The sequence below is a fragment of the Clostridium sp. MSTE9 genome (assembly GCF_000277625.1).
Taxonomy (GTDB): Bacteria; Bacillota; Clostridia; order Oscillospirales; family Acutalibacteraceae; genus Faecalispora; species Faecalispora jeddahensis.
In genome coordinates this window covers 39,764-51,969 of sequence record NZ_AKFU01000006.1, presented here as the reverse complement: position 1 = coordinate 51,969, position 12,206 = coordinate 39,764, and the positions used below count along the sequence as shown (strand labels likewise).

At 58.2% G+C, this 12,206-nt stretch carries 11 protein-coding genes; all 11 read left to right on the top strand.

Translation table 11 applies throughout. From position 1 onward, the window contains the following. Nucleotides 1–663 (top strand): branched-chain amino acid ABC transporter permease (locus HMPREF1141_RS01440; protein WP_035316370.1); only part of this gene is annotated, 663 nt, incomplete at its 5' end. Between the two features lie 13 nt (nt 664–676). Continuing rightward, nucleotides 677–1,567 (top strand): branched-chain amino acid ABC transporter permease, encoded by an 891-nt coding sequence (locus HMPREF1141_RS01435; protein WP_009060215.1) that lies wholly within the window; start codon nt 677–679, stop codon nt 1,565–1,567. After that, nucleotides 1,554–2,318 (top strand): ABC transporter ATP-binding protein, encoded by a 765-nt coding sequence (locus HMPREF1141_RS01430; protein ID WP_009060196.1) that lies wholly within the window; start codon nt 1,554–1,556, stop codon nt 2,316–2,318. Before HMPREF1141_RS01435 ends, HMPREF1141_RS01430 begins: the two co-directional genes overlap by 14 nt. 9 nt (nt 2,319–2,327) lie before the next feature. Then, entirely contained in the window at nt 2,328–3,026 is a 699-nt protein-coding gene (locus tag HMPREF1141_RS01425; protein ID WP_347475656.1) for an ABC transporter ATP-binding protein, read from the top strand. 40 nt (nt 3,027–3,066) lie between these two features. Beyond that, nucleotides 3,067–4,728 (top strand): dihydroxy-acid dehydratase, encoded by a 1,662-nt coding sequence (ilvD, locus tag HMPREF1141_RS01420; protein ID WP_009060164.1) that lies wholly within the window; start codon nt 3,067–3,069, stop codon nt 4,726–4,728. 68 nt (nt 4,729–4,796) lie between these two features. Further along, the gene (locus HMPREF1141_RS01415) at nt 4,797–5,804 is read left to right on the top strand and encodes a LacI family DNA-binding transcriptional regulator (protein ID WP_009060166.1); all 1,008 of its coding nucleotides are present in this window, start codon (nt 4,797–4,799) and stop codon (nt 5,802–5,804) included. Nucleotides 5,805–5,817: 13 nt separating this feature from the next. Beyond that, nucleotides 5,818–6,666 carry a sugar phosphate isomerase/epimerase family protein gene (locus HMPREF1141_RS01410; RefSeq protein WP_009060190.1) on the top strand — a complete coding sequence of 283 codons (849 nt, stop codon included), beginning with the start codon at nt 5,818–5,820 and terminating at the stop codon, nt 6,664–6,666. 102 nt (nt 6,667–6,768) lie between these two features. Continuing rightward, nucleotides 6,769–8,145, top strand: coding sequence for an NADH:flavin oxidoreductase (locus HMPREF1141_RS01405; RefSeq protein ID WP_009060179.1), 1,377 nt, complete (start codon nt 6,769–6,771; stop codon nt 8,143–8,145). 15 nt (nt 8,146–8,160) lie between these two features. Beyond that, nucleotides 8,161–9,189 carry an alcohol dehydrogenase catalytic domain-containing protein gene (locus HMPREF1141_RS01400; protein ID WP_009060133.1) on the top strand — a complete coding sequence of 343 codons (1,029 nt, stop codon included), beginning with the start codon at nt 8,161–8,163 and terminating at the stop codon, nt 9,187–9,189. 36 nt (nt 9,190–9,225) lie between these two features. Then, nucleotides 9,226–9,993 carry a 3-ketoacyl-ACP reductase gene (locus tag HMPREF1141_RS01395; protein ID WP_009060139.1) on the top strand — a complete coding sequence of 256 codons (768 nt, stop codon included), beginning with the start codon at nt 9,226–9,228 and terminating at the stop codon, nt 9,991–9,993. Between the two features lie 20 nt (nt 9,994–10,013). Next, nucleotides 10,014–11,981 (top strand): FAD-binding protein, encoded by a 1,968-nt coding sequence (locus HMPREF1141_RS01390; RefSeq protein ID WP_009060172.1) that lies wholly within the window; start codon nt 10,014–10,016, stop codon nt 11,979–11,981. Nucleotides 11,982–12,206 lie beyond the last annotated feature (225 nt).

Below are 12,206 nucleotides of genomic sequence, written 5' to 3'. Positions count from 1 at the left end.
GCTTTGGTTGCATTGGCGGGTGAATTCATCGCATTCCGCCGAATCACCCTGAACAATACCTCTCCCGTTTATTTCTTCGTATCCTCTATCACACTGGGAACCATGTTTGAGGGTATCGTAACGGTAAAGGTAGGCGCAAACTTCTACAACTACCCGCAGTTTTTTCAAAATTCGACCATTAAGTTCGGGAGCGTGGTCATCTCCACATCGGACCTGCTGATGTTTTTTTGCAGTGTGGTCACGCTGTTGATACTTGCTTATATTCTTCAAAAGACACGTCAGGGACGCGGCCTTCGCAGCGTCAGCTTTGACCGGGATACCGCAAGCCTGATGGGCATCAACGTAACCCGCACCATTCAGTTCACCTTTATTGTTTCGGGTGCGCTGGCTGGGCTGGCAGGTGTGTTCCTCGGCATCAACTACACGCTGTATCCCACGCTCGGCAGCCTTGTTGTAAAAGGCTTTATCGCATCTGTCATCGGCGGCCTCGGCTCTTTGACCGGCGCAATCATCGGCGCGGTTCTGCTCGGCTTTGTGGAGACTATCCTCATCAGCCTGGTGGGCTCGGGGTATACGCCGGTATTTACATTCCTGCTCATGCTGGTATTCCTGCTGGTACGCCCCAGCGGCATTGCAGGCTCGAACGTTCAGGAAAAGGCATAAGGGGGGGGCCGGCATGACTTTATATCTTTCGATTCTGACTCAGATTTTGATTACGGTCGTTGCGGTCTGCGGTGTTTATGTACTCACCGGCCTGACCGGTATGTTCAGCCTTGGCCAGGCGGCCTTTATGGCGGTTGGCTCCTATGCCTCGGGTATTCTGGTGGTAAAATGCGGCTTTCCGTTCTGGCTGGCCTGTATTCTGGCGGTGCTGATCGCAGTGGTGATCGGCTACCTGGTAGGCTTTCCGACGGTTCGTCTGCGCCGCGACTATATTTCGCTCGTCACGCTCGGCTTTGGTGAAGCGATCACCGCCCTGCTCAACAGAGCGACCAAGCTTACAGGCGGTGCCTCCGGTTTTATCGGAATTCCCAGGAAAACGACCTTCCTGCTCGCTCTGGTTTCGGCCATTGCGGCAATCGCGATTGTCAGCTGGTTCAAGACCAGCAAATACGGCCGCCAGTGTATTGCGGTGCGCGGCGATGAACTGGCCGCAAAGGCCATGGGCATCAACGTGCCGAAAATCAAGATGAGCGCGTTCCTGCTCAGCGTGGCGGTTACGGCGTTCAGCGGCTGTCTGTATGCGTTTTTCATTACTTATGTGGACCCGACCATTTTCGGCTGGAAAAAGAGCGCGGACTGGGTCATCATGGTATTCTTCGGCGGCGTCAACAGCCTGACGGGTTCTGTTGTGGGTGCGTTCATCCTCAGCGGTCTTCCCGAGGTGCTTCGTTCGCTCGACCAGTACCGCAGCATCATTTACGCGATTCTGGTTCTGCTCATCATCAACTTTAAGCCCTCCGGTATTTTTGGAGAGTGGGAGCTTTCGCCCCGCAACCTGAAAGCGCTGGGAGAGAAGCTGGCAAAAAGATCCCGGAAGGAGGAAAAGACGGATGGCGCTGCTTGAGGTAAAAAACATCAGTAAGTCCTTCGGCGGACTCAAAGCGATCCAGGATTTTTCTCTGGAAGCGGAAGCGGGCGAGATTCACGGAATCATTGGCCCGAACGGAGCCGGTAAAACCACCATTTTCAACGTTATCTCCGGTGTGTATACGGCGGACGAGGGTTCGGTTACCCTCAAAGGCAAAGACATCACCAAAATGGAGCAATATCTCATCACCCGCGAGGGCATGGGGCGCACGTTCCAGAATATCCGCCTGTTTAAGGGTCTGACGGTGCTCGAAAACGTGTTGTGCGCGTTCGACCCGCAGTCGAAGTACGGCATTGTGGGAGGGTTGCTCCCTACGCCGAAGCGCCTTTCAGAAGAAAAGCGCGGCCGCGAGATTTGCGAGCAGTATCTCGAGCTGGTCGGCATGGCCGATTATAAAAATGAACGTCCCGAAAACCTGGCTTACGGCAAGCAGCGCCGCGTGGAAATCGCACGCGCACTCACCTGCCACCCCAAGGTGCTTCTGCTCGATGAGCCCGCAGCGGGCCTGAACCCCACAGAGGTTTCGGAGCTGACCGATCTGATCCAGCGCCTGTCGGCAGATATCGGCTTTGCGATTCTGCTGATTGAGCATCGTCTGGAGCTGGTCATGAGCATCTCGCACAAAATCCATGTGCAGAACTTCGGCAAGACCATTGCCGTCGGCACGCCGGATGAGGTGCGCCAGAACCCCGAAGTCATCGAAGCCTATCTGGGAAAGGAGGAGTAAGCAATGGCAATGCTGGAAGTAATGGATCTGAGCGTGGACTACGGCCACGTAAAGGCATTAAAGCATGTCAGCGTCGAAGCCAACGAGGGCGAAATCGTCAGCATCATCGGCTCGAACGGCGCGGGAAAGACAACGCTGCTGCGTACGATCTCCGGTCTGAAAAAACCGCAGGGCGGCAAGGTTCACTTTTTGGGAGAAACCCTGCCGAGCCAGCCGCACAAGATTGTGGCCAAAGGGATCGTGCATGTGCCGGAAGGCCGCAAAACCTTCTCCGGCCTTACCATCCGCGACAACCTGCTGGTTGGCGGGTACCTCTTTAAGGGCAGAGAGCTGGAAAATGATTTGCAGGAGCAGTACTGCCTGTTCCCCATCCTGAGAGAACGTCAGGACCAGTTTGCCGGAACCCTGTCCGGCGGCGAGCAGCAGATGCTTGCGATCAGCCGCGGGCTGATGGCCCGGCCCAAGATCATCCTGCTGGATGAACCCAGCCTTGGTCTGGCTCCCCTGATCGTCAATCAGGTATACGATTTGATTAAAAAAATCCGCGATTCCGGAATTACCGTGCTGCTGGTAGAGCAGAACGCCCGCAAGGCGCTTTCCATCTGCGACAAGGCGTATGTTCTGGAAAACGGTATGATCAATATCAGTGGTACCGGCGACGAGCTGCTGCACAGCGATACCGTGCGCAAGGCGTATCTGGGCGGCTGATGAAGGTACTTTGGAAACATAGATTGAGAGGCGAACAATCATGATCCGTGAATGGAATGAAGAATCTCTGGACCACCGCAACGCACTGCTGTATGCGATGGGGGTTTCAGAGGAGGACGCAAAGCGCCCTGTGATCGGACTGGTCAATTCCTGGAATGAAATGAACCCCGGACATTTTCCGTTTAAGGATGTCGTTGCGGAAATGAAGGAAGAGATCTACAAGGCTGGCGGCCTTGCGCTGGAACTTCCCGTTACCGGCATCTGCGACGGCATCTGTTCCAACACCCCCGGCGACCGCTATACGCTGCCCGCGCGCGACCTGGTTTCGAGCGAGGTGGAAATGGTCGCCGAGCTGAACATGCTCGAGGGCATGGTCATTATGTCCACCTGCGACAAGGTGGTGCCCGGCATGATCATGGGCGCTCTGCGGGTGAATATCCCCACCGTGATGCTCACCGGCGGTTTTATGGCGGCCGGACATACCGAGGAAGGCAAGATGCTGACCCTCACACACACCAAACAGGCTTACGCCGCTTACATTGCGGGTGACATCGACCGCGATCATTACAAGATGGTTGTCCGCAACGCGTGTCCCACCCCGGGCGCCTGCCCGTTTATGGGAACCGCGAACACCATGTGCGCTCTGGCCGAAATTCTGGGCCTGTCGCCGCACGGCAACGCCAGCGTGCGCAGCCAGACGTCCGAGTGGCACGAAATGGCCCGCAGCGCGGCGCGCAGATTGGTGCAGGCTGTCCGCGACAACATCCGTCCGCAGAGCTTTATCACGCAGGAGAGCTTTGAGAACGCGGTTCGCTACATGATGGCGACCGGCGGCTCTACCAACAGCCTGCTGCACATCCCGGCGATCGCGCGCCAGATCGGCTGCGAGATTTCGCCCGAAACCTTTGACCGCATCAGCCGCGAGGTTCCAGTTATCAGCGCGATTTACCCGAATCACCCGACCTATACCATGGAGGAATTCTCTGCGGCAGGCGGCCTGGGCGCCGTTGTGAAGGAGCTGGCGAAAGCCGGTAAGATCAACACGAAATGCGGCGGCATGTTCGGCACCATCGGCGAAAAGGCCGAGCTTGCGCATAACAGCAACACGGATGTGATCCGTCCGGTCGAAGAGCCGATTCACGAGCAGGGCGGCCTTGCGGTGCTGCACGGCAATATCGGCAGCGAGAGCGCCATCGTCAAGTTCAGCGCCGTAGACCCCGAGGCGTGGAAGTTCAGCGGCCCCGCCAAGTGCTACGATTCGCAGGACGACGCGTGGAACGCGATTCTCCGCGATGAGATCGTACCGGGCGACGTGGTGGTCATCCGCTACGAAGGCCCGAAGGGAAGCCCCGGAATGCCCCATATGGAAACCTTCATGGCTGCCGTTTTGGGCAAGGGAATGGGCAAAGAGATCGCGCTTGTTTCCGACGGACGCTTTTCCGGCGCAACGGGCGGTCTGGCCATCGGCCATGTCAGCCCCGAAGCCTATGAGGGCGGCAATCTGGCCCTGATCGAAAACGGGGATGTCATCCATATCGACATTGAGGGACGCACCCTCACCATCGATGTCAGCGACGAAGAGTTCGACCGCCGCCGCGCATCGTGGAAGCCGGTGGAGAAACCCGCGATCGGCTGGCTGGATCTGTACCGCAGAAACTGTACCTCCGCACATAAGGGAGCTACGGTTTACTGGAAGAAATGAGCATATCGATCTGAAAACGGTTGCAGGTGCAGGGAAAGAATGCTATGATTCATTTGAGGTGATTGACTTTGACCAACATCAAGGATGTCGCAGCGGTGGCCGGGGTTTCGGCCAGCACTGTTTCCAGAGTGCTCAGCGGCAAGAGCTATGTGAATGAGCAAACCCGCCAGCGCGTGCTGGAGGCCGTGAAGAAAATGGATTACAGCCCGAACGTGCTTGCAAAAGGGCTGAAAATGGGGCGCAGCAATACCATTGCGCTGATGGTTCCCAGCATTCAGAACCTAATTTTCCCAGACATTACCCGCGGTGTGGAGGACACCGCCCGTAAAAACGGTTTTACGGTGGTTCTCTGCAATACCGACGAGGATGTCGAGGTGGAAAAATCCTATATCAATAAGCTGAAAAAGCGCTGGATCGACGGCTTTATCGTCTGCTCCATGCTGCCCGGCTCCGACCACATCCGCGCTCTGCGCGACGAGGGCTTTCCTCTGGTGCTGGTCAACCGGTGCGCGAAAGAGGAGCATCTGGACGCGGTGATCGTCGACAACTACAAGGCGTCGTACGACGCGGTCAACTATCTGGTGCGCACAGGGCACAGCCGCATTGCGCTGGCGCTCGGGCGCGAAGAGGTGATTCTGTACCGCGACCGTCTGGAGGGCTATCTGGCCGCTCTGCGCGACAATCAGCTTCCCGTGGATGAACGGCTGATCCTGCGGGAAACGAACGGCAGCAACAGCTTTTATTATCTGACGCGGAACATGCTTTCGGTACAGCCCTGGCCCGACTCGATTTTTGCAACGAGTGACCCCAAGGCGATCGTGATCCTGCATGCGCTGCACGATATGGGCGTGCGCATCCCGCAGGATATTTCCGTGCTGGGCTTCGATAACGTCGGCCTGTCCGCGCTGGTGGAGCCTCCGCTTTCCACCGTGTCGCAGCCGCTGTACGAAATGGGCGTCGTTGCGGCCACAAAGCTGATCAACCAGATTCGATATAAGGATAAAACCGGCGGCCTGCCGGAGCCTGCGGTCGATATACTGAATACCGATCTTGTGATCAGAAAATCGACCCGATGAAAGGGTGAACCAAATGAACCCACTGGGCATTAATCTTTGGAACTGGACCAATGCGCTGGGCCCCGATTGTCTGGGCCTGCCGACGAAGATCGCCGAAATGGGCTTCGACGCTGTGGAAATCCCGATGACCCAGCCGGAGCTTTCGGAGCCTCTCGCCGAGGAGATCCGCAAAACCGGCCTTCGCGTTTCGCTCTGTGCGGCGATGTCGCCGGGGCGTGATCTTTCGAACTTTGACCCGCAGGTTCGGGCCAATACGATGGAGTACCTGACGAAATGTCTTGAAACCGGGGCAAAGCTCGGGGCCGATGTGTTCGCCGGCCCGCTGTATGCGGGCGGCGGAAAGAGCCATCTGCTGCCGCCGGACGAAGCCGAGCGCGAGTGGGAGCTCGCGGTGCAGGGACTGCGCGCCCTTAGTGCCCGTGCGCGGGAATACGGGGTGCGCCTTGCGATCGAGCCGCTCAACCGCTACCGCAGCAGTGTGGTCAATACGGCGGAGCAGGCGCTGCGCATGGTAAACGATGTGGACGACGATTTTCTTGGAATCCACTTTGATACCTTCCACGCAGGCATTGAAGAAGAGGATCTGTGCGGCGCGGTCGAGCGCGTGCTGGCCGCCGGGAAAATGTTTCACTTTCACGCCTGCGCCAATCACCGCGGCGCACCCGGGCAGGGATTTTTTCCGTGGGAGCAGATTTTCGGTCTGCTGCGCAGCCACGGCTATCAGGGCCATGTCACGATGGAGACCTTCAAGCCCGGCGGGCTTGACAGCGGCTGGGTGCAGCTCGGGGAGTCCCCCGATGCGCTGGCACTGGCTGGGTTTCGCTGCCTGATCGGCGCGTTCCGTGAAAAACAGGCAATCTAAAAATAGTACGCCGGTTCATTTTTGAATGGGCCAGTGCGGCCTTATATTGCAAACGATTGCATAAAATCATTCGCTTACAGAATGAAAGAAAGGATGGATCAAATGGCTTCGCATGAAAAGTTTCATTTTCAGTCGATCGAAGAGTTGAAAGAGAAAATCGCCGAGCTAGGGGCGAATATTCATCTGAGTGAGGACTTGTCTCCGCTCGCACATCCGGTGAAGGTCGGCAGCAAAACCTCGCCGAACGCAATTGCAGTGCTCCCTATGGAGGGCTGCGATTCTGAGCCGGACGGTTCGCCGAGCGAGCTGGTAGAGCGCCGGTATACCCGTTTTGCCGAGGGTGGAGCCGGGCTGCTGTGGTGGGAGGCCTGCGCTGTTGTGCAGGAGGGCCGTGCAAACCCGCTGCAGATGATGCTCACCAAAGAGAATGTAGGCAAATTTGCCGAGCTGCTGAAAAGAACCAACGCGGCCGCCGCGGCTGCAAACGGAGCGGATCACCGTCCGCTGAACATCGTTCAGCTGACGCATTCCGGCCGTTATTCCAGACCGGAGGGCCACAAGGGCGCTCCGCTCGTGCCGCAGCATGATCCTCTGCTCGACCCCCGCGTGGGCCTTGATCCCGACGCGCCCGTTATCACCGATGAATACCTCGACGCACTCACCGGAAAGTATGTGCAGTCCGCGCTTCTGGCCAAAGAGGCCGGCTTTGACGGCGTAGACATCAAGAGCTGTCATCGGTATCTGCTCAGTGAGCTGCTGGCCTCCCACACCAGAGAGGGAAAATACGGCGGAAGCTTTGAGAACAGAACGCGCTTCCTGCGCCAGACCATCCGCGCCGTGCGCGAGGCCGTGGGCGACGATTTCCTGATCGCCTGTCGGTTCAACGTGTTCGACGCGCATCCCTATCCCTACGGTTTCGGCGTGGATCAGGAAGACGCGTGGAAGTTTGACCCCACCGAGCCGATGATGCTCGTGAAGATGCTGGTGGAAGAGGGCGTAGACCTGCTGAGCAATTCCGCGGGCAACCCGTACTATATTTATCCGCAGGTGACGCGTCCGTTCGATCAGTCGAGCATGGGCATTCCCGTGCCGGATGAGCATCCGCTCGAGAGCGTTTCCCGCCTGTTTGACTTTACCCGCCGCATTCAGGAGGCCGCCGGAGACGTTCCTGTCATCGGCAACGGCTACACCTGGCTGCGCCAGTATGCACCCTACGCAGGCGCCGCGAACATCGCGGATCACAGCTGCAGCTTTATGGGCCTTGGCCGTTCCAGCTTCGCTTACCCCGAGGCTCCGCGCGATATTCTCACCAAAGGTGAGATGGACCCGAAGCAGTGCTGCATTACCTGTTCCAAGTGTACGCAGATCATGCGCGACCACGGCCGCACGGGCTGCGTCATCAAAGACAGCAAGCTGTATGCCCCGCTGTACCGCGAGGCCAGAGAGGAAGCGCAGCAGCGCGAACACAGCTTTCAGTAAAAGGGGGAACCTCACTTGAAAGAATGGAACAGCAGAGTCGGCCGTGTGGCCGAACCGATGAAAACAGATTTTATGCAGAGAACTTTTTCCGAGCCCGCAGAGGGCCAGGTGCTGATCCGCGTGGTATCCAGCGCGATCTGCGGCAGCGATCTGCATATTTTTAAAGGCCGTCACCCGGCAGTTCCGCTGCCGGTGACGATCGGCCATGAATTTTCCGGCGACATCGTCGCGGTAGGCCCCGGAGTTACCGGGCTTTCCGAGGGCGACCGGGTCACGCTCGAGCCCTGCATCGTCTGCGGCACGTGCGAAGCCTGCCGCCACGGCAATTACGGGTACTGCGAGAACATCAGCTTCTCTTACCGCAAGGGCGACGGCGCGATGGCGGATTATGTGATGGCACAGGCCGGGCATGTGTTCCGCCTGCCGGATGATCTGAGCTACCACGCGGGCGCGCTGATCGAGCCGCTTTCCGTTGCGACGCATGCCGTTCGCCGGGCAGACATCAGGCTGGGCGAAACTGTGCTGGTCATCGGCGCGGGCGCGATCGGTCTTCTGATCGCGGCAGTATGCCGCAAGAGCGGCGCTTCGCAGGTCATCATTGCCGACCATTCCGATGCCCGCCTCAAGCTGGCGCTGGAGCTCGGCGCAACGGCGGCGGTCAATTCCGGCAAAGAGCCGCTGGAAGATGCCCTTCACCGCCTGACCGGCGGCAAAGGTGTGGATAAGAGCTTTGAGTGCGTCGGCCTTGAAGCGACCTTCGTGCAGGCCATTTCGTCCATCCGTCAGAACGGCCTTGCAACGATCGTGGGTATTTTTGAAAACCCGAAGATCAATATCCCGGCAGATCTTTTTGTCTCCCGTGAAATCCGGGTGCAGGGAGCGCAGGGCTATTGCTGGGATTTCCCCGTGGCCATTGAGCTTTCCCGCGAGCTGAATCTGGAAAAGCTGGTGACCCATGTGTTCCCGCTGGATGATTTGCAGAAGGCGCTGGAAACCTGCCTCGACAGAAGTGCCGGCAGCGTAAAGGTGCTGCTGGAGCCGTAACCGGCGTCTGATCAAATTAGAACAGGAGAGAACAGTATGAAAAAGACCGCAATTGTGACTGGCGGAAGCCGGGGAATCGGTTTTGCGATTGCCCGCCGGCTTGGGCTGGACGGCTTTTCCGTTATGATATTCGCGACCACTCCCAAAGAGGCGAATCAGGAAAGGCTCGATCAGCTTTCCGCTGAAGGAATCGAATACCATTATGTTCAGGGCAACCTCGGTTCTTCGGAGGATCGCCAGAGACTTGTGCAGGAGGCGGTGGATCGCTTCGGCGGAATCCATGTGCTCGTCAATAATGCGGGCGTGGCTCCCAAGGTGCGCGCCGATCTGCTCGAAATGAGCGAAGAAAGCTTCGATTTCGTGGTGGGCGTCAATACCAAGGGCAACATGTTCCTCACCCAGGCCGTGGCAAAGCAGATGCTTCGCCAGCCGATCGAGGGCAAAAAGCGCGGAACCATCGTGAACGTTTCGTCCTGCTCGGCTGAGGTATCTTCCACCAATCGTGGGGAATACTGCGTTTCCAAAGCGGGTGTGTCGATGCTGACCACTTTATACGCAGACCGCCTGGCCGCCGAGGGGATTCTGGTGAATGAGGTGCGCCCAGGCGTGATTTTCACCGACATGACCTCCAGCGTGCAGGAAAAGTATGAGTCGCTCATCGAGCAGGGGATTTTCCCGATTGCCCGCTGGGGGACCCCGGAAGACGTCGCCAACGCTGTCGGCGTGTTCTGCGGCGACGAGTTCCTGTATACTACCGGGAATTATATCGACATCGACGGCGGATTCCACATCAAACGACTGTAATCATAATAAGGGAGGCGGCCATGAACACATCTTCATTGCAAACCCCGCAGGGGACTTACCGGCAGATCACGGTGAACACCGTGGTTGTGGGTTCCGGAGCGGCCGGCTTTAATGCCGCCGACCGCCTCTGGATGCTGGGGCAGCACGACGTTGCCATTGTGACCGAGCACGTTAAGGCGGGCACCTCCAGAAATACCGGTTCAGACAAACAAACCTATTATAAGCTCACGCTCTCCGGCGGGGACCCGGACAGTGTGCGGGAAATGGCGGAAACGCTCTTCTCCGGCGAGTGTGTGGACGGCGACATCGCATTGTGCGAGGCGGCGCTGTCCGCGCAGGGCTTCCTGCGCCTTGCGGAGCTGGGCGTTCCGTTCCCGAAAAATCGATATGGGGAATATGTGGGCTACAAAACAGACCACGATCCGCGCCGCAGAGCAACCAGCGTCGGCCCGTACACCTCCAAGAGGATGACGGAGGCGCTGGAGAAATCGGTCAATGAAAAGCAGATTCCGATTTTTGACCGCATGCAGGTCATCCGGATTCTCTCTGACCGCAGCCGGGTATATGGCCTGCTCTGCCTCGACACCTCCGCGCCGGAGGATGCGGACAGCCGCTTTGTGGTGTTCCGCTGCAAGAATGTGATTTACGCCACCGGCGGCCCCGCGGGCATTTATGCGGACAGCGTGTATCCCTTTGGCCATTTCGGCGCGACGGGCATTGCGTTCGAGGCCGGCGTGCGCGGCAAAAACCTGACGGAATGGCAGTATGGCCTTGCCTCCACCCGGCCCCGCTGGAATGTGTCGGGCACTTATATGCAGGTCATGCCGCGGTTTCTCTCCACAAATCCCGACGGCTCGGATGAGCGCGAATTCTTATTTGACTTCTTTACCGATACGGGCGACATGCTCACCAAGGTGTTCCTCAAGGGCTATCAGTGGCCGTTTGATGTGCGCAAGGTGAAAAACGGAAGCTCGATCATCGATATTCTCGTCTATCTGGAAAGCTGCAAGGGCCGCAAGGTGTTCCTTGATTTCCGCTCGAATCCGGGCGGCGGCGAGCTGGATTTCTCCGCTCTGGGAGCGGAAGCACGCGACTATATGGAAAAAGCGGGCGCCTGCTTCGGCACGCCGTATGATCGCCTGCTGCATATGAACACCCCCGCGGTGGAGTTTTACCGCGGACGCGGCGTAGACCTTGCGAAAGAGCCGCTGGAGATCGCCCTTTGTGCCCAGCACAATAACGGCGGTCTTGCGATCAACGCATGGTGGCACACGAATCTGGAGGGCTTTTTTGCCGCCGGAGAGGTCAGTGCCAGCCATGGCGTGTACCGTCCGGGCGGCAGCGCGCTGAATGCCGGTCAGGTGGGTTCTTCCCGCGCGGCCGAGTATATCGCGGCCCGCAGAACCGGCGAGCCGGAGGAGGAGCAGGCGTTTTTGGCCTGCGCTCTGGAAGCTGCCGGGCAGATGAACGCCCTTGCGGACGAAGCGGTGCACAATACTGCCGGTACGCCCGTGCAGCAGCTGTGGGATACCGCCGCCGTGCGGATGAGCCGCTTTGGCGCAGCCATTCGCAGCGGCGAAGGAATTGACGCCGCCTTAGAAGAAACGCGCCGGGAGCTTTCCGAATTTTCCGGCCTGGTTTTCGTTGCTTCCCCCGCGGAGCTTTCAAAGCTGTTCCGCCTGCGCGATGTTCTGATCTGCCAGCAGGTGTATCTTTCCGCCATGCGCGATTATCTCGAGCGGGGCGGCAAAAGCAGGGGAAGCGCCCTGTACACCGACCCGGACGGAGAAAAACCATATGCCGTTCTGCCGGATACCTTTACCTTCCGGCTCGATAACGGAGCGGGGGGCGGCGTGATTCAGGAGGCCGTTTATCAAAACGGCGCCTGCGAGATCAGCTGGCGGCCCGTACGCCCGATTCCGGAGGACGACGACTTTTTTGAAAACGTCTGGCGTTCCTACCGCGAAAACGGAAACATTGACGAATAAGTAAATTTCGCACCCAGTTTGGAATAAGCCGCAGCCTCGCGCGGCCGGTGCATTTGTGCAGCCCAAAGCGGGTCCACCCTCCCGCTTTGGAACTGCGTTTGATTTATCCCCTTGAATATGACTTTGCCGGGTGTACGCTCCACCGTACATCCAAATAGGCTTCCTGTGGAAAAGCAAGAGAAAAGCCGAAAGTCTCCATGTGTAACGCGCGCATGGAGGCTTTCG